This window comes from Roseococcus sp. GW821-FHT12F05 (assembly GCF_058806835.1).
The window spans coordinates 441,969-466,065 of the sequence record NZ_JBXAQB010000002.1 but is presented as its reverse complement, the minus strand read 5'-3'; the positions used below and the strand labels follow the sequence as shown (position 1 = coordinate 466,065).

The following is a 24,097-nucleotide window of genomic DNA, read 5'->3' as shown; positions in this document are numbered from 1 at the left end:
GGCGTTCAGCAGTCGCTGGGGGGCGGCGCGCCGGCGAAGCGGCCGGCCATCCAGTCGATGGCGGCAGGCGCCGCGTCATGCGCGATGAAGCCGTGGCCCACGCCCGCCATCTCGACCATCCGCACGCGGATTCCGGCCGAGCAGGAGCGCGCACGGTAGTCGCGCGTCACCGGCGGCAGGACGATGGTGTCCGCCGTCCCCTGGGCAAGGAAGAGCGGCATGCCCGCCGGCAGCGGGCCCGGCGTGTTCTCGGCCAGCAGCGAGCGCCAGGGCTCGGCGGCGGCGAAGCCCCGCTCCGTGAGGAAGCTGTGCGCCAGCGGCTGCTCCGTCCGGGCGCGGGCCCAGAGGTCGTAGAGGGATTCGATGCATTCCTCCGCCAGCCGGTCCACGACCGGGATGGCGGCCGGCGTGATCACGCGGTCGACGGGTGCGCCGAAGACGCGCGCCCAGGACCAGAGCGTCATGGCCGTCAGGTTGTTGCCGGCGACGGTGCCGAGCTCGCGGTTCAGCAGCACGCCGAGCTCGGTCGCCGGCGCGGCCGCGGCGACGCCGACGAGATTCAGCTCCGGCGCGTAGTCGCGCGCCTGCAGCCCCGTGAAGAGCGCCGCCTGCCCGCCCTGGGAATGGCCCCAGACGGCGAAGCGGCCTCCGGCGCCGGAGCCCGGCAGCGCCCGGACCGCGCGCATGGAATCCAGCACGGCGCGCGCCTCGCTGGTGCCGACGAGGTAGGGGTGCGGTCCGGCGGTGCCGAGGCCGGGATAGTCGGTCGCGACCACGATCCAGCCGCGATCCGCCATCTCGCGCAGGCCCTGGATTTGCTGGAAGCGGAAGAAGGCGAGGGAGGGCGCGCAGCGCGGCACGACGCCGCTCGTCGGATGTGCCCAGGCCACGACGGGCCGGCCGTCCGGCGGCGGCGCGCCCTGCGGCACGACGGCGAGGCCGGAGACCAGGATCGGCTCGCCCCGCAGGCCGGTGGAGCGGTAGAGGATGCGCCAGGCATCGGTGCCTTCGGGCGCATCCTGGGCCGATTCGCTGTGCACGATGCTGCCGGGCGGGCCGGGGACCTGATCCGCGGGCGCGGTGTAGAAGCCCCGTTCAGCCTCGAGGCCGGGCCTGCTGAACCAGGGCGCGCAGGCCGCGAGGCCGCCGCACAGCATCGCCACGCGCGCCAGCACGCGCACGGCCGGCGGCGCGCGCCGGCCCGATCTTCCGGGCATCCAGAGCATGATTCCGATCCTTGCGGCCGTCCTTCGACGGCGGAATGCCAGGATCGCGCCGGCGCCAAATCCCCAGATGTGGTAACGGCACGCCACGCGCCGGGGGCGGGCTGACTTCCCCGCCGGGTCTGCCTAGGATGTTTCGCAAATGAAGCGGAACGTCCCGTGAGCACCCACCAGTCGGCCCTGAAAGCCCCCACCGCCGCTGCCGCCGTCCCATTGGCCCAGGCCGGCGGCACGACCTTCGCGGTCATCCTGTCGCTCAGCTTCTGCCACCTGCTCAACGACATGATGCAGTCGCTGGTGCCAGCGATCTATCCGATCCTGAAGGAATCCTACGGGCTGGATTTCGCGCAGGTCGGGCTCATCACCCTGGCCTTCCAGTTCACCGCCTCGCTGCTGCAGCCGCTGGTCGGCGTCTACACCGACCGCCGGCCGATGCCCTATTCGCTGCCGATCGGCATGAGCTCGACGCTGATCGGGCTGCTGCTGATGGCGCATGCCCATTCCTACCCGGTGATCCTGCTGGCGGCGGCGCTGATCGGGGTGGGCTCCTCGGTCTTCCATCCGGAGGCGTCGCGCGTGGCGCGGCTGGCCTCGGGGGGGCGCTACGGCCTCGCGCAGTCGCTGTTCCAGGTGGGCGGCAACACGGGCTCGGCGATCGGGCCGCTGCTGGCCGCCTTCGTGGTGGTGCCGCACGGCCAGGCGAGCCTCGTCTGGTTCTCGGCGGCGGCGCTGCTGGGCATGCTGATCCTGGTGCAGGTGGGCGGCTGGTACGCGCGCAACCGCGTGGCCAGGTCCCCCGCCCGCAAGGCGGGCGCGACCTCCGGGCACGGGCTCTCGCGCGGGCGGGTGACGCTCGCGATACTCGTGCTGGTGGCGCTGCTCTTCTCGAAGAACGTCTACACCGCGAGCCTCAGCTCCTACTTCACCTTCTACCTGATCGAGCGCTTCGCCGTGCCGGTGCAGACGGCGCAGATCATCCTCTTCGTCTTCCTGGGATCGCTGGCCGTGGGCCTCATGGCCGGCGGCATCGTGGGCGACCGGGTGGGCCGGCTGCCCATCATCTGGTTCTCCATCCTCGGCGCGCTGCCCTTCACCCTGGCGCTGCCCTTCGCGAATTTGTTCTGGACGGTGGTGCTGGCTGTCACGATCGGGCTCATCATGTCGTCGGCCTTCGCGGCGATCCTGGTCTATGCGCAGGAGCTGCTGCCGGGCCGGGTGGGGCTGGTGGCCGGCGTGTTCTTCGGCTTCTCCTTCGGCCTGGGCGGGCTGGGCGCCGCGGCGCTGGGCGAGCTCGCGGACCGGACGAGCATCGGCACGGTCTACATGGTCTGCGCCTTCCTGCCGATGCTGGGGCTGCTCACGGTGTTCCTGCCGAAGCTGTCCGAGAGATAGGGGCGGAGGATTCCATGGCGACCGTCACCCTGTGGAGCGATGCGCAGGCCGAGGCCGATCCGCGGGTCAAGGCCGTGTTCGACGACATCCGGTCCGTCAGGAAGTCCGACTTCGTCAACAACTTCTGGCGCGCGCTGGCCAACCAGCCGGCGGTGCTGGAACGGACCTGGGCCTCGCTCAAGGAGGTCATGGTCGCGCCGGGCGCGCTCGATCCGCTGACCCGGGAGCTGGTCTACATCGCGGTCTCTGTCGCGAACGGCTGCAGCTACTGCGTCCATTCCCACACGGCGGCGGCCCGGGCCAAGGGGATGAGCGACGCGCAGCATGCGGATCTTCTCTCCGTGATCGCGATGGCCTCGCAGACCAACGCGCTCGCGACCGCGCTGCAGGTGCCCGTCGACTCCGAGTTCGCCGTCGCTACACCGGCAGCCGCAGCCGGGCCCTGAGCCCGCCCATCGGGCTCTGCTCCAGCAGGATGTCGCCGCCATGCGCGCGCACGATGTCGCGCGCGATGGCGAGCCCGAGCCCCGTCCCCGTGGCGGAGCCGCTGCTGAAGGGCCGGAAGGCGTCCGCGCGCTCGGCGGCGGGGATGCCCGGCCCGTCGTCGTCCACGGTGAGCTCGGCCCAGTTGCGGCCGGATTCCTGCATCGGCGCCACGCCGATGGCGATGCGGCGCGCATGCCGACGGGCATTGTCGAGCAGGTTGCCGAGCGCCCGCTTCAGCGCATCGGCGCGCAGCGGCAGCACCAGCGTCTCGGGCGCGTCCACGTCCACCGCGGCGCCGCTGCGGCGGGCCTTGGCGGCGATGTCCTCCACGAGGTCCACGAGGTCGGAGGGCCGCGGCGCCTCGGTGCGCTCGCCGCGGGCGAAGGCGAGGTAGCTCTCCACCATCCGCTCCATCTCCTCGAGGTCCTGGTTGAGGGCGGCGACGTCCTCCTCGGTCTCGGGGGTGCGGGGGAACATGGCGATGGCCAGCCGCATGCGGGTGAGCGGCGTGCGCAGGTCGTGGCTGATGCCCGCGAGCATCTCGGTGCGCTGGTTCACGAAGCGCAGGATGCGCTCCTGCATGGCGTTGAAGGCGAGCGCGGCCTGCCGCACCTCGCGCGCGCCCTCGGGCTTCATGGGCCCGGTCTCGCGGCCGAGGCCGAAGGATTCCGCGGCCTCGCCCAGCCGGCGGATGGCGCGCACCTGGTTCTTCATGAACAGCACGGCGATGCCGGCCAGCAGCATCGCCGAGCCCACCAGCCAGAGCACGAAGACGTAGAGCGTGGTGCTGAACAGCCGCTTCCGCGGCGCCTCCACGCTGAGGATGCCGGTGGCCGTCTGCACGCGGATGACGAGGGATTGCGGGTCGCTCTGCCAGTCGGCGTCGAAGGCGAAGCTCATGCGCTCGCGCAGCGCGCTGTTGAGGTCCTCCTCCAGCGGCAGGAAGGGATTCCAGGCCGGCCGCGTGGGCGGGACGCCGAGCACGGCGCCCGGCTCGAAGCCGAGCGAGAGGCCGAGGCGCCAGTTGCCCTCGCGCAGGATCTCCGGGCGCATGGCCTCGGGCACGGCGTCCACGAGGCTGGCGACGAAGGCGACGTCGCCGGCCAGGCCCGAGGTCAGCCGGCGCGAGATGACGTCGAGATGCCCGCCGTAGAAGAGCTGCAGCGCCACCCCCTGCACGACCACCAGCGGCAGCAGCATGATCAGCAGCGTGCGCGCCAGCAGCCCGCGCGGCAGCATGGCGCTGACCCGGCGGAGGAAGGACTTGTCGGGGCGTTTCACGGTCCGGGCCTCAGCACGTAGCCCTTGTGCCGGATGGTGTGCAGGAAGCGCGGCTCGCGCGGATCGCTCTCGATCTTGCGGCGCAGGCGGGTGACCTGCACGTCCACGCTGCGCTCGCCGGCATCGGGCGTGCCGAGGGCCACCGCGATGTCCTCGCGCGAGAGCACCTCGCCGGCCCGGCGGGCGAGCGCGGTGAGCAGCGCGGCCTCGCCGCCGGTGAGGCGCTGCGTGCCCTCGGGGCCGCGCAGCTCGCAGCGCTCGGCGTCGAACCAGCGCTCGCCGAGCTGGATCGGGCCGGAGGGCATGGGCGAGGCGGAGGGCGCGGGCGCCGCGCGCCGCAGGATGGTCTTGATGCGCAGCGCCAGCTCGCGCGGATCGAAGGGCTTGGCGAGGTAGTCGTCGGCGCCGTGCTCGAAGCCGGCCACGCGGTCGTCCGGGTCGCCGCGGGCGGTGAGCATGAGGATGGGCGTGTCGTGCCCCTCGCGTCGCAGGCCCTCGGCCAGCTGGAGGCCGGTCTCGCCGGGCATCATGACGTCGAGCACCAGCAGGTCGAAGGCCATGGCGCCGATCGCCGCCCGCGCCTCGGCCGCGTCGCCGGCGACGGCCACGCGGTGGCCCTGCTCGGCCAGGAAGCGCTGGAGCAGGGCGCGCAGGCGGGCATCGTCGTCGACGACCAGGATGTCCGCGGTGGGGTCGGCCATGGCGGCGCTCCGTTCAGGCCCCGCCGGCGCTGGCCGGGCGGGTCGCCGGGTTGGGCGAGAAGGCGGGCGTGGTGCGGCCCGGCGCGGCGGACTTCTCCAGCGCCTCGAACTGGGCCCGCGCCTCGGGGCCCATCAGGCCGCGCATGACCTGCCGGAAGCCTTCCACGGCCTGCGGCCCGGCCTCGCGATAGGCGCGCAGCACCCATTCGCGCTGGGCCGCGAAGAGGCGGCGCTCCAGCGCCTCGCCCTGCTCGGTGAGGGTGAGCAGCCGCTGGCGCTTGTCCTTGAGGCCGGGCGCCTGCTTCACATAGCCCTGCTCGATGAGCGGCTGCAGCACGCGGCCGAGCGACTGCTTGGTGATGTCCAGGATGGCCAGCAGCTCGCCCACCTTGATGCCCGGCGCGCGGCCGACGAAGTGCAGCACGCGGTGATGCGCGCGGCCCATCTCCATGGTGGCGAGGATGCGGTCGGGACCCGCGGTGAAGTCTCGATAGCCGAAGTAGAGGAGGTCCTGGGCGAGGCGCAGCTCCTCCTCGCGCAGGAAGAGCAGGTTGCGCGCGGCGCCGGCGCCGCGCGGGGCCTCCGGCTTCATTGGTTCCGCCCGTTCGGCCATGGATGCGACGCCCCCAGTTTCGGTCAGCTTTGTTGACATATTTTATCCGGTCGTTCCAGAAGTCCTGAGAGCAAGCGATGGCTCGCGTCGTGTCGTCCGGCGGCCGCACGAATCGAAACGGCACGTCCTGCCCCCGGGGCCATAATTAGCCCTGTCAGTCTCCTAGCGCGAGCACGGCGGCGAAGCCTGTTACGAAACGCTTCGCCATATGACGTGGACTGGAGCGCTTGACGCGGTGCGCCTTCGCGGGGGATTCCTCAACTTCCGCCGGAGCCGGGAGCTGGATGCGACTGCTGGGTTTCTTCCGACGCCGAAAGGCCCGCCGGGCGGCGATGGCGGCGCTGTCCGCCGGCAATCGCGGGCGTGACGCGCGCGACTGGCCGGCCGCCGCCGCGGGCTATCGGCGCTTCCTCGACCTGCGTCCGGGCGAGGCTGCCATCTGGGTCCAGCTCGGCCACGCGCTGAAGGAATCGGGCGACCTGCCGGGCGCGGAGGCCGCCTATCGCCGGGCGGCGGAGATCGCGCCGCACGACCATGACGTCCATCTCCAGCTCGGCCATGCGCTGAAGATGCAGGGCCGGGTCGCCGAGGCGCGCGCGTCCTATGCGCGCTCGGACGAGCTCGCGCCCATCAACCATGCGGCGGAGGAGCTGGCTGCGCTGGCCGGCGCTGCCGTGCCGCCGAAGCGCACGGCCGGCGTGCCGCGTCCCCCCGTGGAAACGGCGCGCGACCGCGAGAACGCCGCGCGCGTGGCCGAGGCGCGCATCGACCTCGCGCGGGCGCCGCAGGATCCGGCGCCGCATCGCGCGCTCTCCGCGGCGCTGCTGCGGGCGGGCGACCGCGAGGGGGCGATCGCCGCGGCCCAGGACGCCTTCGCGCTCGTGCCCGACCGGCGCAACTGGCAGGCGATCCGCCGGGCGGGTGGGCTGCCGGCCGAGGGTGGCGCGGATGGATCCGATGCGCCGCATCTCTACGATGTCACCGACCTGCTCAACCTCGTGCGCGACACGGGGCGGGCCACGGGCATCCAGCGCGTCCAGCTCGGCCTGGCGCAGGGGATTCTGGCGGATCCGGAGGCCGCGGCGGCGGCGCGCTTCGTCTTCCTCGCCGAGCGCTTCGGGCCGCTCTGGACCCTGGCTCGCGCGGACCTCGAGGCGATCATCACCTATTGCCTGGACGAGCCGCACGACCTCGACCGCGCCGAGGCGCTGGTGAACGGCGCCATGGACCGCGCCCGCCCGACCGGGCTCGGCGGCGCGCGGCTCTTCTTCATCATGGGCGCCTTCTGGTTCTGGGCGGGCGCGCCGGCGGCGCTGGCGCGGCTGCGCGCGGCGGGGCTGCGCATCGGCGTGCTGGTCTACGACCTCATCCCCATCACCCATCCCGAGCACACCAGCGAGGGCACCGTCGCCGGCTTCCGCCAGGGTCTGCGCGAGGGCGCGGAGTTCTGGGACTTCGCGCTCACCATCTCGGAATACACGGCGGGCACGCTGCGCCGGCAGCTCGCGGAGCTGGAGGCGCCGTCCATCCCGGTCCGGCCCATGCCGCTGGCGCACCGCTTCAACGAATCCGAGCCGGGCGACGCCTTTCCCGAAGCCGCGGCCGATCTGCGCGGGCGCGACTACATCCTCTGCGTCGGCACCATCGAATCGCGGAAGAACCACGCGGCGCTGTTCCAGGCCTGGCAGCTCATGATCCGCGAGGGCGTGGAGCCGCCGCCGCTGGTGCTGGTCGGGCGGCCGGGCTGGCGCGTGGCCGACCTGATGGCGCAGCTGGAATCGACGCATTACCTCGATGGCCGCATCCGGCTGCTGCACGGCATCTCCGACCCGGAGCTGGAAGGGCTGTATCGCGGCTGCCTGTTCAGCGTCTTTCCCTCCTTCACCGAGGGCTGGGGGCTGCCGGTCGGTGAATCGCTGGCGCTGGGCAAGCTCTGCCTCGCAGCGACGGAGGGCGCGACCCCCGAGGCCGGCGGGGGCTTCGCCGAGCCGATCGACGCCTTCAGCCCGCGCGACATCGCCGCCCGCATTCGCCATTTCCTCGACGACCGCCCGGCGCTCGCCGCGGCCGAGCAGAGATTGCGCGACGAATTCCGGCCGCGCGGCTGGCCGGATGTGACGCGGCATTTTCTCGCCGAGGTCACCGATGGCATGGCGCAGCCTGCGCCCCAGCGCCCGGCGCCCGAGGCGCCGCGCCTGGCGGAAGGCCAGACCGTCTCCTTCGCCGCCGCGGGCGAGGGCTGGCCGGCATCGAGCCTGGCGCTCGGGGCCGGCTTCGAGCCGCCGGAGGAGATCGGCTCCTGGCTCATCGGCCCCTCCGGCACGCTGCATCTGGACAGCGCGGCGCCCGCGCGGCTCTGGCTGCGGCTGGTCGCGGCCCCCTGGGCCGAGGACAATCGCGCCGGCGTCGCGCTGGGCGACGGGCCGATCCGCTGGACGAGGCTGGTCCCCGGCGAGGAGGCGCTCGCCGCCCTCGACGCCCCGGCCGGCCGCGTGACGATCCGCCTCGTGGTGGACGGGCCGCTGCATGCGCCGCCCTCAGGGGGAAACCAGGGTGAGACCCGCCCCATCCGCGTGGGCCTGCGCGAGATCACCGTGGCCGCGCCCGTCGAGGCCATGCTGTCGCCGGGCCGGCCGGTGGTCTTCGGGCCGGGCGCGCCGGACCTGACCTGGACCGGCCTGCTCGCCGAGGGCTGGGATCTGGCCGCCGGCCCCGAGGGCGTGGAGGCCCTGGCGCCACGCGCGGTGATCCGGCTGCGCACGCCGGCGCCCGAGCAGGAGCTGCGCGTGCTGCTGCATCTCGCCGTCAGCCCCGGCTATCACCCGAAGCTGCGCCACCCCGGTGGCCTCCAGGAGCTGCCGGCGGAGGGCGGACCGCTGCTCCTGTCGCTGACCATCGCCACCGATGCCGAGGGACAGGCCGAGATCGCGCTGGAGATGGAGGACGGCACGGTGCCGCCGCTGCGCCTCTCCGCCCTGCGCTGGGCGGGTGCCGACGACATGGCCGGCCGCCTCGCCATGATCGAGGCGCTGGTCCTGCCCGAGGCCGGGCTCGCCGTGCCCGGCGCCGAGCGCCTGCTGGCCATCGAGGCGCGGCTGCGCGCGGACAGCACGGCCTCGGCCGCGCCGCTGCCCGGCGGCGAGGCCGGCCGCGCCGCGCTGCGCCTCGCCGCCCGACAAGGCTGAGCGTGCGGCTGCTGCTCGACCTCCAGGGCGTGCAGGGCGCGGCGCGGCATGCCGGGCTCGGCCGCTATTCGCTGGAGCTGGCGCGGGCGCTGATCCGCGGGCGCGGCGCGCATGAGGTGCAGATCCTCGTGAACACGCGCCTCGTCGAGCCTGCCGCAAGGCTGGCCGAGGAGTTCGCGCCGGTCCTCGGCCATCACGCCATCCGGCGCTGGCAGGCGCCCGAAGGCTCGGCGGCCGGTTCGCATCCCCAGGCGCCGCGGCGGCGGCTGGCCGAGCAGATCCGCGCCCAGGCCATCGCCGATGCGGCGCCCGACATCCTGCATCTCGGCAGCGTCTTCGAGGGCTGGCGGCACGATGTGGTCACCACCTGGCCGGCCGGGCTGGAACGCCCGGCCATCGCCGCCACGGTGCACGACCTCATCCCGCTGACCCTGCGCGACATGTATCTCGACGGGGCATGGCGCGAGGCCGGGCTGGTGCCCTGGTACGCGCGCTGCCTGGACGAGGTGGCGGCCTGCGCGCCGCTGCTCGCCAATTCCGAGGCCACGCGCGACGAGCTGCTGCGCCATCTGCGCCTGCCGCCGGAGCGCGTGGTGACCATCGGCGGCGGCGTCTCGCCCGCCTTCGCGCCGCCGCGGCTGGACGCGGCGGCGCGCGCGGCGCTCCTCGCGCGCTACGGGCTGCGCGAGGGATTCCTGCTGTATCTCGGCGCGGGCGATCTCCGGAAGAACGAGGGCGTGCTGCTCCAGGCCTTCGCGCGGCTGCCGGCGGCGCTGCGGGCCGCGCATCCGCTGGCGATCGGGCATGTGAACCCGCCGCATCTGCGGGCGCAGGCCAGTGCGGCCAGGCTGACCGAGGCCGAGCTGATCGCGCTGCCCTTCGTGGAGGAGGCGGACCTGCCCGGCCTCTACGAGACGACCGCGCTCTTCGTCATGCCCTCGCTCGCCGAGGGATTCGGGCTTCCCATCCTGGAGGCCATGGCCTGCGGCGCGCCCTGCATCGCCAGCGACACCTCGGCCATGCCCGAGGTGGTGGGCCGCGCCGACGCGCTCTTCGACCCGCGCGACCCGGCGGCGCTGGCGGCGCTGCTGGAGCGGCTGCTGACGGCGCCGGAGCTGCGCGCCGACCTCGCCGCCTATGGCCCGCGCCGCGCGCGCGAGTTCAGCTGGGACAAGGTGGCGTTGCGTGCCTGGGCCGCGCTGGAGGCCGCACGTCCTGTCCGACGTCACGGCCGCCCGCCGCGGAGAAAGACGCTGGCCGTCGTCGCGCCGCTGCCGCCGGCGGCCAGCGGCATCGCCGACTATACGGCCGAGCTGGCGCCCGCACTCGCCGAGCATTACGCGGTCACCCTGGTCAGCGCCGCACCCGCCGAAGGCGCGCTGGCCGGCCGCATGCCCTGGATATCAGAGGGCGATTTCATCGGCGGGGGCGGCCGCTTCGACCGCGTGCTCTACCAGCTCGGCAACAACCCGATGCACGCCACGGCGCTGACGCGGCTGCTGCCGCGCTTCCCCGGCGTCGTGACGCTGCACGATTCCGCCATCACCGACCTGCGCAACTGGATCGACGGCGGCGCGGCGGCGCCGGAGCCGCGGATCCCCAGGCTGGTCCGGGAGGAGGGCTATCCCGCCCTCGTCACCTCGCGCGAACTCGCGGGCAGTGCGGGGCTGCTGGCCGATGCGCTCGGCGTGGTGCTGCATTCCGGCCATGCCCGCTGGCTGCTGGAGGCCGAGTATGGCGAGGCCGCCCTGCGCCACGTCGCCGTGCTGCCGCACCTGCGCCAGCCGCCCGTCCTGCCCGACCGCGCGGTGGCGCGCGCCGTGCTTGGCCTGCCCGAGGGCGTCTTCCTCCTTGCCTCCTTCGGGCTGATGACGCCCAAGAAACTGCCGGAACGCGTGCTCTCCGGCTTCGCGGCGATGGCGCGGCGCGATGCCTCCGCGCGGCTGGTCTTCGTCGGCGGGTCGGAGGAGGGGGCCGGCCCCGCCGTGCTGGAGGAGGCCGGGCGTCTCGGCCTGGCCTCGCGCGTCACGGTGACCGGGCGCGTCGCGGTGGAGGAGTACCGCCGCTGGCTCGCCGCCTGCGACATGGCCGTGCAGCTTCGCAGCGGCAGCCGGGGCGAGACCTCTGGTGCGGTGAAGGACGTGCTGATGGCGGGCCTGCCGCTGGTGGCGAACCGCCACGGCGCCCTGTCGGAGCTGGAGGAATCCGGCTGCCGTCTCATCCCCGAGGAGGCGGAACTGCCCGACCTCGCCGAGGCGCTCGGCGAGGTCCGGGCCGATGCCGCGAAGCGGGCCGCCATGGGCCGCGCCGCGCGCGGCTGGGCGATGCGCGAGCTGGACCCCGCCCGCATCGCCCGCGCCTATGCCGGCGTGATCGAGCAGGCCTATGAGCAGGGTCCGCAATCGGGGATGGCGGCGGTGCTCGCGGCCAGCGCCGGCCTTCCGCTGACCGGGGCCGACGCGGGCGCGATCGGCGCCGCACTGGCCGCGAGTTTCCGGCCGCCGCGCACGCCCCGCCTCTGGCTCGACACGGGGCTCTCTGCCTTCGAGCCGGGGATCGTCGAGCTGCTGCGCAAGGGGCTGGAGGGCTGGCGCCCCGAGCCCTGCCGGATGGAGGGCGGCACGCTGGTCACCGCCCATGGCTGGGCCTGGGGACGCCTCGGCCTGCCCGGCGCGCCGCCGGAGGAAGGGCCTGCCGCGGTGGCCCCGGGCGATGCCGCGATCACGGCGCCCGAGGCGACCGACGCGGTCATCGCCGCGGGGGCGCGGCCGATCACCGGGCAGCAGCAGGGGCTGCTGCGGGGGGATGGGCTGGCGCAGAGGGCGCTGGTGGAGCGCCTGCTGCCCGGGTGACGGGGGTGCGGTGCCGCCCATGACGAATCCGGCCGCAACGCGGCCGGCGCCGCCCAACCGACTTTCGGCCGGGCGCGACAGCGGTGCGGCGAAGCCAAGCGCGCGGAGCGCGCGCCCGGCGTCTGAGGTCAAGGCAAAATGTTGATCCGCCCCGCCGCCTGCCGCGCGAAGAAGGCCGGCCGGTACATGTCCGAGACCTCCGCGCCCGGCAGCTCGAAGCGGCCGGCCGTCACCGCCCGGAGCCGCACCGCCATGCGGAACTCCCGGGTCTCGGCATTGAAGGTGAAGGCGGCCGCCACGCGGTCGTCCAGCGCCGGCGTGGCGTCGGGCTCGGCCAGCTCGCCGAGGCCCGGCAGGCCCGGCACCGCGCCCGGTCCGAGCCGCGCCTGGATCTCCCAGCCCGCGGGCAGGCCCTGGCTGATCATGGCCAGGTGCTCCTGCCCCGATTCCGCCCGCGCCTCGATCACCATGAGGAAGGAGGTGCCGGAGCGCAGCTGGTCCAGGTTCAGCGCCATGCCCTGGAGGTCGAGGAAGCGCCGGCGGATCGTCATCGCGTTGCGCCCGGCCGGCAGCGCCTCGGTCGGGATGCCCGTGACGGTGAGCACCACCGGCAGGGGCGCGTCGCCGAGGTTGCGCAGCACGCCGCCCGCGGTGGCGTTGAGGACCCGCGTCGCGGGGCTGCCGTCGAAGGCGGCGCGCACCGGCCTTCCGTCGCGGCCGAGCGCGGCGGCGGCCATCATCGCCCAGGCCGCCTCCTGCGTGGAGGCCAGGGCCGGCGTCAGCTCCGGCCCCGGCAGGCGGGACATCGCCTGCTGGAGCATCGCCGCCGGCGCCTGCGCCTCCTTCAGCAGGACGACCAGCGCCATCGCGTCGCGCGCGGCGCTGCCGTAGTCGTAGAGCCAGTCGCGCCGTCCGGGAGCCGCGAGCGCGGCCGTGAAGGCGCGGGTGGCCCGCTCGCTGTCGCCGGCCCGGGCGAAGGCGGCGCCGAGCTGCGCGCGCGCCAGCGGGGTCGGCAGCCGGTCCAGGCTCTCCATGAGCCGCCGTGCCGCGCCCAGCCGATGCCGCCCGGCCAGCGAGAGCGCGTTCAGCCGCGCGGCCTGGGACGCGAACTCCGGCGGCGTGTCGGCGGTGGTGTCCTCGAGCCGTGTGGCCAGGTCGTCCAGCGCGGCGTCGAGCGCGGCATCGGCCACGGCGGCGCCGGCCGTGCGGGCGCGGATCAGCGCCTCGGCCGCATAGGCGGAGGTCCAGAATTCCGGCTCGCCCTGGGCCGACCACAGCCCGAAGCTGCCGTCGTAGCGCTGGCGCGAGAGGATGCCGTCCACCGCCCGCTGCAGCAGCGCCGCCTGCTGGTTCGTGCTGCCCTCCGATATGGCGGCGCCGATGCCCAGTGCGCGGGACGACAGCTGCTCCAGGCAGGAGAAGGGATAGACCTCCAGGCTGCGCAGCATGCCCTCGGCATCGTAGCGGACGGGCGTGCCGAGACGCGCCGTGGCACGCCAGGCGCCGGAGACGAAGCGGGCCGCGTCGGGCGCGATCCGCATCTCCTGTCCCGGTGCCAGCTCGGTGAGCGTGCTCACGGAGGCGATGGCGCGCGAGGAGCGCACCTCGATCCGCGATTCCCGGGTGGCGGTGAAGCCGCCGGGGCCGGCGACGGCGAGGCGCAGGATGCCCTCGCCGGCGCCGGTGGCGCGGAGCGTGGTGGTGGGCTGCGCGCGCGCGCCGGTCGCGAGGCGTGCGGCCAGCCGGGCGGGGCCGCCGAGCGCGATGGCGCCCTCGGCGGTGAGCGTGGCGCTCACCTCGCCCTGCGGGAGCTCGAGGTTGTGCAGCAGGACTGGCAGCGTCGCCTCGTCGCCCGGGGCGAGGAAGCGGGGCAGCAGCGCCTCCGCCAGCACAGGGTCGCGCACGGTCATGGCGCGGCTGGCGGAGCCCACGCGCGGACCCTGCCAGGCGACGGCCATCAGCCGCAGCTCGCCCGCGAAGTCCGGGAGGTCGAGCGCAACGGTCGCGCGGCCGTCGGCATCGGTCTCCACCACGCCGCTGAATAGCACGACGTTCCGCTGCGGGATGCGCAGGGCGCCGAGGTCGCCGACATCGTCGCCGCCTTGGCGCAGCACGGCCTGGGTGGCGTCGTCGGGGCGGATCAGGCGGCCGTAATCGTCGCGGATATCGGCGCCGAGGGTGCGGCGGCCGGTGTAGTGCGCGAGCGGATCGGGCGAGGCGAAGCGGGTGAGGCGCAGGATGCCCTCATCGACCGCGGCCAGCGTCAGCTTCACCGTGCCCTGGCCACCCGTCACCGTGATGGGCAGCTCGACGCGGGTGTTGGGCCGCGCGCGCTCGGGTCCGCCGATCGCCACGTCGAGGCGGCGCGCGGCTGGATCGATCTGCACCCAGGCGAGGCCGAGGGCGCGGCCGGGGGCGCTGGAAGGCGCGCCCGGTTTGAAGACGGTGACCGCGACATAGGCGCCGGGGCCCCAGGCGGGATCGGCGGTCAGCGGGACCTCGGTGCCGCCTTCGGGGACCTCGATCTCACGCAGCGTCACCAGCCGGTCGGTGAGGACGGCGAGGCTGGCACGGCCGGCGAAGGGCGCGGTGACGCGGAGCGTGACGGTATCGCCCGGTGCGTAGGCCTGGCGGTCGGCCGCCACGTCGACCTTGTCCGGCACTTCCGCGGACTCGCTGGCGACCCAGCCGGAGCGGAAGCGCACGGAGCCGATGGCCATGCCGTTGGCCTCCCGCGCCTCCAGCCGGTAGCGGCCGAAGGGCAGGGAGCGGGCAAAGCGGGCCGGGGCGTCGGCGGTGGTGCGGACGGTGGCCGTGTCCACCACCTCGTCGGTCCAGACGGTCTCGTAGCGGGTGCTGCCGCCGCGCAGCACGATGCGCCAGTCCGGCTTCTCACGGACGAGCCGGACGCTCAGCTCCGCCGGAAGGGTGCGCCCCTCCGGATCGGCGACCACCATCTCGAAACCGGCCTCGGCATTGGCGTTCACCGCCTGCGGGCCGCGGAGGCCGACGAGGCGCGGGCTGCCGGCGACGGCCAGGGGCAGGCTGGTCCGCGTGGCGCGGCCGCCGGGCTCGGAGACGGAGATGTCGAGCTCGCCGCGCAGCGGGCGCGTGGTGTCCGGCGCGCGGGCGAGGCTCAGTTCCAGCGTGGCGCGGCCCTGATCGTCCGTCTCCGGCAGGTCGGCGGTGATGAGGTCGGGTGCGAAGGTCTCGTCCTCCAGGCCGAAGAGGTAGCCCTGCAGCGCCGGGAAGGGGCTGCGCTCGGTGACGAGGCGCAGCTCCGCGCTGCCCTCCAGCCCCGAGCCGGGCGCCCCGTAGAGGAAGCGGGCGGTCACGGGGATGGCCAGCGGCCGGCCCGGCACCAGCGGCCCCGGGGCGGGCCCGGCCTCGACGGCGAGGCGCTCGGGCACGAAGGCGTCGACACGCAGGCTGGCCTCGCCGACCGGCGGGGCGCGCGGGTCGGTGAGCGCCTCGATCTTCCAGACGCCGACCGGCGCCGCGGTGGGCAGGGTGACCGGCCAGTGGCCGCCGTCGCGCACCACCGCCTCGGCCGCGACCTGGCCGTTGGGCCGGCGCAGGCGCAGGCGGAGCGGCACGTCCGAGGGGATGCCGGCCACGTTGCGCAGCAGCGCCATGACCTGGACGGTCTCGCCGGGACGGTAGATGCCGCGGTCGAGCCAGAGGAAGGCGTCGAGCGGACCCGGATGCTCGCGGCCGGAGACGCCGCGGTCGGAGAGGTCGAAGGAGGCCGCCTCGAGATCGAGCGCCACGAGGTCGTCGCCCAGGCTCGCATGGAGGGCGACGGGCGCCATGGGCCCCTCGCCGCGCAGCAGGGCGGCGGCGAACCGCGCGATGCCGTCCGCGCCGGCTTCGACCTCGGCCAGGATCTCGTTGTTGCGCGACATCAGCGCGATGCGCGTCCCCCCGGCCGGGCGGGAATCGCCGAGGCGACGGGCCTGCACGGCCAGGCCGCCCTCGCCGCGCCAGGCGGTGAGGCCGAGATCGGTGAGGATCAGCGGCTGGGCGGCGGCCAGCGAGCCGGCATCGGCCGTGCCGTCATTGGGCCGCACCACCATCATGTAGAGGCCGGGCCCGGCCTCGCGCACGGCCGGGGGAATCGGGACCGTGACCCGCTGGAGCTGGTTGGGCTCGCCGCGCGGCAACTCGACCGAGCCCTCCCAGACGACGCGGCCCCAGGTGTCCGGCAGGTCCACGGCGGTCCAGGAGCTGAGCTGGTCGCCCAGCCGGTTGTCGCGGGTGAAGGGCACGAGGTTGCGCTCGGCCAGCCGCACGACGCGCAGCTGCACGCCGGAGATGTTCATCAGCGCCAGCGGCACCCGCGCATCCTGGCCGCGGGCCAGCAGGAAGGACCGGCTGTCGAAGGCCAGCCGCGGCCGGCGGTTCGGCATGGCGATGTTGATCGGCGTGTCCCGCATCAGGCGCAGCCCGTCCTCGCCGGGCAGGCCGGCGCGGAGCAGGATGCGGGTGGTGCGGCCATGGGGCAGGCCGACGACGCAGAGCTGGTCGCCGTCGCGCTGGAAGGCGAGGCCGGGGACGGGCGTCTCGGGCCGCATCCAGTCCTGCGGCTGCCAGTCGTCGCGGCGGGCGGGGGGCGCGGTGAAGGCGAGGCAGGCGCGGGCCGGCTCGGCCTCCGACTCCGTGTTGATGCGCGCGACCAGCAGGCCGGCCGCACGGCGGGCCTCGGTGAGCGCCTGGGCGTAGCGGGCCTCGTTGGGCGCGCGCTGCACGACCTGCTCCAGCGCCGCGATCTGCTGCGCCGGGCGCTCCAGCCGCTGCAGTGCCTCGGCCACGGCCAGGAGGGAGGGGATCTCGGGCGGGCCGGCCGGGACCATGAGGAAGTTCTGCCAGGCCGCCGAAAGGGCCCGCACCGCTTCCGGCGGATTGCGGCGGAGCTGGGCGCGGGCGAGGGACAGCCATTGCGAAGCGGTCATCTCGCCGAGGGCCGCACGGTCCTCCCAGGCCTGGGCGGCTGCCGCCCAGTTGTTCTGACGCTCGGCCGTGGTGGCGCGGGTTTCGGCAGCCTGCCGCTGCTGGGCCGTGCCGCCGGCGGGGAAACGGCGCTCGAGCTGCTCGCGATACTGGTTGGAATCCCGCGAAAGGCCGGGGAGGTCAAAGGCATGGGCCACGGGGGCCAGGAGCAGCAGGGCGAGAATCAGCCAGCGGCGCATCGAAAATGTTCCTTCCCCAATTTCGCGACAGCATGCGCAATTTTTGAGCGGCAAATGGGCGTTATTGTTGCATTTTCGTCATTTGGCTTTTACACCCATTGCTGGTGAATGAAGGCCGGTCTTTGCCCCTAGGCACGCTGCCCCTAACCTAGCCGATGCCGGACCGGACGGGAGCCTGTGAATTGACGATTTTTCGACTGGCCATCCTCGCCATCCTTATCGCGCTTCCCGCCGCCGCCCAGCAGACGGTCGCCGTCACGACCGACCCTGCCGTGGTGGGCCCGGTGCCGATCGAGATCATGGCGAACGGCACGGTGCAGTCGGAAAGCGTCGTCACGATCCGCACCCGGGTGGATGGGCAGATCACACAGGTCCATGTGGTCGAGGGCCAGTCGGTCCGCCGGGGACAGCCGCTCTTCACCCTGGATGCCCGGCTGAACCAGGCGCTGCTGGCGCAGCAGGAGGCGCAGTTGCTCAGCGCCCGCGCCGCCGCCACCCGCACCCAGCTCGACGCTGCGCGCTACCAGAGCCTGCGCGGTGAGAGCTACGCCTCGCAGCAGCGCTTCGAGCAGGCCCAGGCCGATGCCGCCGCCGCTGCCGCCAACGTCCAGGCCACGCAGGCGCTCATCGCCCAGACCCGCCTCAACATCGAGTTCGCCAGCATCACCGCCGAGGTGGACGGGGTGCTCGGCTCGCTGCCGCTTCGCGTGGGCAACTTTGTCCGGCAGGCAGACACGAACCCGATCCCGCTCGCCACCATCACCCAGACCAATCCGATCCTCGTCCAGTTCAACGTGCCGGAGCGCTGGCTGCCGACCATCCGCCGCGCCACCGCCTCCGGGAACCCGGTGCAGGTCCGCGCCCAGGCCGATGGCGACACCGAACGCCCGGTCGAGGGCCAGCTCATCTTCGTGGACAGCGCGGTGGACGTGAACACCGGCACGATCATGCTGAAGGCCCGCTTCAACAATGACGAGGGGCGCCTCTGGCCCGGCCAGTACGTCCAGGTCACGCTGGCGCCGGCCGTCGAGGACAATGCGATCACCATCGCGTCGGCGGCGGTGCAGATGGGCCAGCAGGGCCGCTTCGTCTTCGTGATGGACGGCAATGTCGCGCGGCGGCGCGCCGTGCAGGTGTCGAGGATCGTCGGCGACCGGGCCGTGGTGCGCGGGCAGATCGCGAACAACGAGAAGGTCATCGTCGAGGGCGCCCAGCGCGTGAGCGACGGCGCGCGGGTGGAGGAGCGGGCGGTGACGAGCGCGGGGAATGCCCGGGTCTCCCTGCTGGAGTCCCGCCAGTGAATATCTCCGAGCTCTGCATCCGCCGACCGGTCATGACCTGCCTGCTGACGGCCGCGGCCGTCCTGGCGGGTATCGTCGCCTATACGCGCCTGCCGGTGGCCGCCGTGCCGCGCGTGGACTTCCCCGTCATCTCCGTGACGGCGACCTTCGCCGGCGCCAGCCCCGAGACCATGGCGACCTCGGTCGCGCTGCCGCTGGAGCGCGAGTTCAGCACCATCGCCGGCCTCGACCAGATGAGCAGCACCTCCGGCCAGGACACGCTGAACATCACCCTGCAGTTCCAGCTCGGCCGCAACATCGACAGCGCCGCGCAGGACGTCCAGGCGGCCATGACGCGCGCCCAGCGCCGCCTGCCGATCGAGATGACGATCCCGCCGAGCTACCGGAAGGTGAACCCGGCGGACGCGCCCGTCCTGCTGCTGACCCTCTCGGGCGGCGACACGCCGCTCTACCGGCTGAACGACATCGCCAGCACCATCATCGCCCCCGCGCTCAGCCGCGTGCAGGGCGTGGCGCAGGTCGTGACCTATGGCGAGCAGCTTTATTCCGTCCGGGTCCGGCTCGACCCCGACCGCATCGCCGCCATGGGGCTGGCCTTCGACACGGTCGGGCAATCGATCATCGCCGCCAACTCGAACACGCCGGTCGGCCTGCTGACCGGCGCACGGCAGCAGCTTACGCTGCGCGCCAACGACCAGCCGCAGAATGCCGCGGCCTTCGGCGACCTCGTGGTGGCGGGCCGCGCCTCGGCGCCGGTGCGGCTCAGCGAGATCGCGCGGGTCGCCGACGGCGTGCAGAACGAGCGCGTCGCGGCCTGGCGCAACGGCGAGCGCGCGCTGGTCCTGGCCGTGCAGCGCCAGCCGGACGCCAATACCGTCGACGTCGTAGACGGCGTGCGGGCCAGCATTCCCGGTCTGCAGGGGGCCTTGCCCCCGGGTGCGGAGATCGGCGTCTTCCTGGATCGCTCGGTCTCCATCCGCGCCGCCGTGCACGACGTGCAGGAAAGCCTCGCGATCGCCATCGGGCTGGTGGTGCTGGTCTGCTTCCTCTTCCTGCGCCGCGTGACGGCGACCATCATCCCCTCGATCGCGGTGCCGATCAGCCTCTCCATCACCTTCGGGCTGATGTATGTGATGGGCTACGGCATCGACAACGTGACGCTGCTCGGCCTCACCATCGCCGTCGGCCTCGTCGTCGACGATGCGATCGTGGTGCTGGAGGCCATCGTCCGGCACGTCGAGGAGGGCATGCATCCGATGGCGGCCGCCATCCGCGGCTCGAAGGAGGTGGGCTTCACCGTCCTGTCGATCACCCTCTCGCTGATCGCCGTCTTCCTGCCCATCCTGCTGATGGGCGGCGTGGTGGGCCGCGTGTTCAACGCCTTCGCCGCCACCGTCTCGCTGGCGGTGATCGCCTCCTGCGTGGTGTCGCTGACCCTGACGCCGCTGATGGCCAGCCGCATGCCGGGCCACAGCAAGCCGGGCTGGCTCGACCGTACCCTGGAGAAGGGCTTCGTCGCCGTCGAGCGCACCTATGACTGGGCGCTGGGCTATGCGCTGCGGGCGAAGCTCGTGGTGTGGATGGTCTTCCTTCTCTCGGTGGGCGCCGCCGGCTGGCTGGCGGTGCATATCCCCAAGGGCTTCTTCCCGATCGAGGATACCGGCCTCCTGCTCGTGAACACCGAGGGGCCGCGCGGCAGCTCGATCAACAGCATGGCGGAGATGCAGGGCGAGGTCGCGAACATCTTCGGCCGGTCGCCCTATGTGGACGCCGTCGTTTCCAACCTGGGCGCGACGGGCGGCTCGGCCTCCATCAACCAGGGCCGGCTCTTCGTGCAGCTGAAGACTCGCGAGCACCGGCCCGACATCCAGGCGGTGATGCAGCAGCTCCGGCGCGACGCGGGCCGCGTGCCGGGCATGCGAATCTTCGTGCAGCCCATCCAGAACATCAATTTCGGCGCCCGCCAGTCGCGGACGCTCTACCTCTACACCCTGCAGGGGCTGCGGCTGGACGAGCTCTACGACTGGGCGCCGCGGATGGAGCAGGCGCTCTCCCGCGTGCCGCAGCTGCAGGACGTGAACACCGACCTCCAGCTCGACAGCCCCGTGGTGCTGGTGAACGTGGACCGCGACCGCGCGACCGCCCTCGGCGTCACCATCGACCAGGTGCGCCAGGCGCTCTTCTCCGCCTTCGGCGCGCGGCAGATCTCCACCATCTACGGCCAGGCCAACGCCTATCCGGTGATCGTGGAGGCGCTGCCGGAGGACCAGCGGGACGAGATGGGCCTCGCCAAGCTCTACATCCGCTCCAACACCGGGCGGCTGGTGCCGCTCTCGGCGGTGGCCAGCATCGACCGGCGCTCCGGCCCGCTGACGGTGGCCCACCAGGGCCAGCTGCCGGCCGTGACCATCGGCTTCAACACGCCCCCCGGTGTGGCGCTCGGCGACGCCGTGAACGCCATCAAGGCGGTGGAGCGCGAGATCGGCCTGCCGCCGACCATCGTGACGGGCTTCACCGGCTCGGCCCAGGTCTTCCAGCAGGCGCTCGCCGGCCAGGGCTTCCTCGTCATCGCCGCGGTGCTGATCATGTATGTGGTGCTGGGCGTGCTCTACGAGTCGCTGGTCCATCCGCTGACCATCCTCTCGGGCCTGCCGGCGGCGGCGCTCGGCGCCTTCGCGACGCTGTGGTGGTTCAACCTCGACCTCTCGGTCATCGCCGTCATCGGCACGCTGCTGCTGATCGGGCTGGTGAAGAAGAACGCCATCATGATCGTGGACGTCGCCCTGCATCGATTGCGCAGCGGCGAGGCCCCGCGCGATGCGGTGCGGCAGGCCTGCGTGCTGCGGTTCCGCCCGATCCTGATGACCACGCTGGCCGCGGCCGCGGGCGCGGTGCCGATCGCCGCCGGCTGGGGCGCGGCGGCTGAGCTGCGTCAGCCGCTGGGCCTCGCGGTCATCGGCGGCCTGGCCGTCTCGCAGGTGCTGACGCTCTTCGTGACGCCGGTGCTGTTCCTCGCCTTCGAAGGGCTGGCGCGGAAGTTCAGCCGTGGGCGGGGTGCCATTCCGACCCACGCCCACGCGCCGGCAGAGTAGGCAAGGGCGCGAGAGGGCTTTGCCCCCTCGCGCTCCCCCACCAGGGCTTTATGCCCTGGACCCCTTCACTCAGCGGGGCTTGCGGTCCGCTTCGCTCAGCTCGACGACCCGAGGCGCCGGCACGGGCTCCGCCACCTCGTCCGTCTCCACCGGGCTGGAAACCGTCTGGCCCGTGACGGCCTTGGCCGCCACGAGCCCCCGCCCGCTGACCTCGGAGCCTACATCCTTCGCGAGGCCCAGGGCGAAGGGGATCGAGGTTGCGACCACCAGCGCCGCGACGAGGAAGGCCGCCGTGAAGTCGGCCGGCTGCAGCACGGCATCGCCGCTGACATGGCGCGCGAGCTCCAGCGAGGCCGTGGCCAGCACCACGCCCAGCGCGGGCGCGAGCTGCTGCGCCGTGCCGTAAAAGCTCGTGGCCGCGCTGAGCTGGCCCCGCGTCGTATCGGCAAAGGCGAGGGTGTTGAGCGCGGTGAACTGCAGCGAGCGGAACAGGCCGCCGAGAGCCAGCACCACGAACATCGCCGCGATCGGCCAGTCCGCGGTGAACATCGCGCCCGATGCAACGCCGAACACCGCCAGCAGGCCATTGCCGATGATCACCGTCCGGAAGCCGAAGCGCCGCAGGATCGGCCGCGTCAGCGGCTTCATGAAGAAGGCGCCGATCGCCGTCGCGAAGGCCACGAAGCCGGCCTCGGAGGCCCGCCAGCCGAAGCCCACCTGCAGCAGCATGGGCACGAGGAAGGGGATGCCGCCGGCGCCGCTGCGGAACAGGCTGCCCGCCATGGTGGAGTAGCGGAAGCTCGGGATCTTCAGCAGGCTGAGGTCGAGCGCGGGCTTGGGCGCGGCGCGGCAGTGCCGGATGGCCCAGACGGCCAGGACGACCCCCACGACCATCAGCCCCTCGGGCCAGCCCGTCGGGAAGATGCCGCGGCCGATGGTCTCGAGGCCGGCCATGAGGGTGGCCAGCGCCCCGCCGACCAGGACCAGCCCCTTCACATCGGGCGGGCCGGGATCCGTGCGGGGCAGGGGCTCGATCTTCCAGGCGACCATGATGAGCCCGATCGCCGCGACCGGCAGGTTGATCCAGAAGACGCTGCGCCAGCCGAAGAGGTCCGTCAGGATGCCGCCCAGCGGCGGGCCGCTGATCGGGCCGATCATGGCGGGCATGGTGAGCCAGGTCATGGCCGTCAGCATCTCGTCCTTGCGGATGCCGCTCAGCAGGAGGAGCCGGCCGACCGGGACCATCATGGCCCCCGCCATGCCCTGGACGACGCGCGCGATCACCAGCTCCGTCAGGCTGTTTGAGAAGCCGCAGGCCATCGAGGCGGCGCCGAACAGGGCGATCGCGATGAGGAAGACACGCTTGGCCCCGAAGCGGTCGGCGATATAGCCCGAGACGGGGATGAAGACCGTCAGCGCCACCAGGTAGGAGGTGATGGCGACGCCGAGGCGCGTGGGCTCCTCGCCCATATCGCGCGCCATGGAGGGGAGGGCGGTGACCACCGCCGCGCTGTCCAGGTTCTGCATGAACAGCGCGGAGGCGACGATCATCGCAGTAACGCGGGCATCGGCCATGTCTGCGAAACTAGACCAATACGTCACCGAGTCGAACCGGGGGTTCCGTAATGTCGCGATTCGCGGCATGTCCCAGGTTCGGACAGGATTTTTCGACCCATGCTGATGCTCACGCCCGGACCCGTGCAGACCCACCCCTCGGTGCGCGCCGCCATGGCCGAGGACATCGCGCCCTGGGACTCGGCGTTCCGGCCGTTCTACACGCGGCTGCGCGAGCGGATCCGCGTGATCGCCGGCGGCGTGGAGGGGGTGCACGTCACCCTGCCGCTGCAGGTGGCCGGGCACATGATCATGGAGGCGGCGATCCGCACCTTCGTGCCGCCCGGCGGCGCGGTGCTGGTGCCGGTGAACGGCCAGTATGCGGGCCGTGCGGTGAAGCTCGGCCGGTCCGCGGGGCGTGTGGTGGTGGAACTGGAGGTCCCGGATTCGCGGAGCGTCACGCCGGCGGAGATCGAGGCGGCGCTGGCCGCCCATCCCGAATGCAGCCATGTCGCCCTGGTCTACAGCGAGACGGGCAGCGGCATCGTGAACGACCCGGCCGTGATCGGGCCTGTGGTCCGTGCGGCGGGGCGCCGGATGATCGTGGATGCCGTCTCGGCCTTCGGGGCGCTGCCGATCGACCTGTCGCGGCAGCCCGAGATCGACACGGTGCTCTTCACCTCCAACAAGTGCCTGGAGGGGCTGCCGGGCTTCGCCTTCGCGGTGTCGCGCATCGACAGCTGCGAAGCGGCGGTCGGGAATGCCGGCTCCTGGAGCCTGGATCTCGCCGATGTCTGGGCGAACACCAAGAACAGCGGCATGGGCAGCCTGCGCTTCACCGGCCCGGTGCAGACGCTCCGCGCGCTGGACGTGGCGCTGGACCGCTTCGATGCCGAGGGCGGCCAGGCGCCTCGCCTCGCACGCTATCGCGCCAATGCGGATGCGCTGTATCGCGGGCTGAAGGCGCTGGGGCTGAAGCCCTATGTGGAGGAGGCCGAGCAGGGCCCGATCGTGGTGACCTTCCACCAGCCGGCCGGCTTCGTGCTGGCGGAGTTCGTGGAGGCGCTGAAGCGCCATGGCGTCCTGATCAGCAGCTACTACACCAGCGTACAGCCGAGCTTCCGGATTGGCGCCATCGGCGATGTTGGCCTGGCGGACATGGAGAAAACGGCGGCGGCGGTGAAGGCCGTGCTCGGTGAGCTCGGCCTGCAGCGGGCGGCTTAAAACT

13 protein-coding genes are annotated in these 24,097 nt (G+C 73.1%); 7 read left to right on the top strand and 6 right to left on the bottom strand.

The features are described from left to right. Window positions 1-5 precede the first annotated feature (5 nt). A complete protein-coding gene (locus AC1ROY_RS07000) occupies window positions 6-1,226 on the bottom strand; it encodes a lipase family protein (RefSeq protein ID WP_493147895.1) in 1,221 nt (406 codons plus the stop codon). A 156-nt stretch (window positions 1,227-1,382) separates the two neighbouring features. Here AC1ROY_RS07000 and AC1ROY_RS06995 point away from each other — a divergent pair, with 156 nt between their 5' ends. After that, window positions 1,383-2,615, top strand: coding sequence for an MFS transporter (locus AC1ROY_RS06995; RefSeq protein ID WP_493147893.1), 1,233 nt, complete (start codon window positions 1,383-1,385; stop codon window positions 2,613-2,615). Between the two features lie 14 nt (window positions 2,616-2,629). Further along, entirely contained in the window at window positions 2,630-3,061 is a 432-nt protein-coding gene (locus AC1ROY_RS06990; protein WP_493147890.1) for a carboxymuconolactone decarboxylase family protein, read from the top strand. On the opposite strand, the gene AC1ROY_RS06985 is transcribed toward AC1ROY_RS06990, so the two are convergent. Genes AC1ROY_RS06985 through AC1ROY_RS06975 form a run of 3 tightly spaced genes read right to left on the bottom strand, consistent with a single transcriptional unit; the run spans window position 3,033 to window position 5,675 of the window. Beyond that, on the bottom strand, window positions 3,033-4,340 hold the full coding sequence (locus AC1ROY_RS06985) for an ATP-binding protein (protein WP_493148364.1): 1,308 nt from the start codon (window positions 4,338-4,340) through the stop codon (window positions 3,033-3,035). The genes AC1ROY_RS06990 and AC1ROY_RS06985 overlap by 29 nt on opposite strands. Window positions 4,341-4,378: 38 nt before the next feature. Further along, window positions 4,379-5,083, bottom strand: coding sequence for a response regulator (locus tag AC1ROY_RS06980; protein ID WP_493147889.1), 705 nt, complete (start codon window positions 5,081-5,083; stop codon window positions 4,379-4,381). Window positions 5,084-5,096: 13 nt separating this feature from the next. Continuing rightward, window positions 5,097-5,675: a MarR family winged helix-turn-helix transcriptional regulator gene (locus tag AC1ROY_RS06975; RefSeq protein ID WP_493147886.1), complete on the bottom strand. Its 579-nt coding sequence runs from the start codon at window positions 5,673-5,675 to the stop codon at window positions 5,097-5,099. Between the two features lie 305 nt (window positions 5,676-5,980). Here AC1ROY_RS06975 and AC1ROY_RS06970 point away from each other — a divergent pair, with 305 nt between their 5' ends. Together AC1ROY_RS06970 and AC1ROY_RS06965 are read left to right on the top strand one after the other, a co-directional pair. Beyond that, window positions 5,981-8,881 (top strand): glycosyltransferase, encoded by a 2,901-nt coding sequence (locus tag AC1ROY_RS06970; protein WP_493147884.1) that lies wholly within the window; start codon window positions 5,981-5,983, stop codon window positions 8,879-8,881. Between the two features lie 2 nt (window positions 8,882-8,883). Beyond that, window positions 8,884-11,733 (top strand): glycosyltransferase, encoded by a 2,850-nt coding sequence (locus AC1ROY_RS06965; RefSeq protein ID WP_493147882.1) that lies wholly within the window; start codon window positions 8,884-8,886, stop codon window positions 11,731-11,733. 128 nt (window positions 11,734-11,861) lie between these two features. Here AC1ROY_RS06965 and AC1ROY_RS06960 read toward each other — a convergent pair whose 3' ends face one another. Further along, the gene (locus tag AC1ROY_RS06960) at window positions 11,862-16,922 is read right to left on the bottom strand and encodes an alpha-2-macroglobulin family protein (RefSeq protein ID WP_493147880.1); all 5,061 of its coding nucleotides are present in this window, start codon (window positions 16,920-16,922) and stop codon (window positions 11,862-11,864) included. Window positions 16,923-17,104: 182 nt separating this feature from the next. Between AC1ROY_RS06960 and AC1ROY_RS06955 the strand changes: the two genes are divergently transcribed. Together AC1ROY_RS06955 and AC1ROY_RS06950 are read left to right on the top strand one after the other, a co-directional pair. Then, the gene (locus AC1ROY_RS06955; RefSeq protein ID WP_493147878.1) at window positions 17,105-18,223 is read left to right on the top strand and encodes an efflux RND transporter periplasmic adaptor subunit; all 1,119 of its coding nucleotides are present in this window, start codon (window positions 17,105-17,107) and stop codon (window positions 18,221-18,223) included. Next, the gene (locus tag AC1ROY_RS06950) at window positions 18,220-21,315 is read left to right on the top strand and encodes an efflux RND transporter permease subunit (RefSeq protein ID WP_493147876.1); all 3,096 of its coding nucleotides are present in this window, start codon (window positions 18,220-18,222) and stop codon (window positions 21,313-21,315) included. Before AC1ROY_RS06955 ends, AC1ROY_RS06950 begins: the two co-directional genes overlap by 4 nt. Before the next feature lie 69 nt (window positions 21,316-21,384). Here the strand turns inward: AC1ROY_RS06950 and AC1ROY_RS06945 are convergent, their stop codons facing one another. After that, a complete protein-coding gene (locus AC1ROY_RS06945) occupies window positions 21,385-22,890 on the bottom strand; it encodes an MDR family MFS transporter (protein ID WP_493147874.1) in 1,506 nt (501 codons plus the stop codon). 99 nt (window positions 22,891-22,989) lie between these two features. On the opposite strand from AC1ROY_RS06945, the gene AC1ROY_RS06940 reads away from it, so the two are divergent. Then, a complete protein-coding gene (locus AC1ROY_RS06940) occupies window positions 22,990-24,093 on the top strand; it encodes a 2-aminoethylphosphonate--pyruvate transaminase (protein WP_493147872.1) in 1,104 nt (367 codons plus the stop codon). Window positions 24,094-24,097 lie beyond the last annotated feature (4 nt).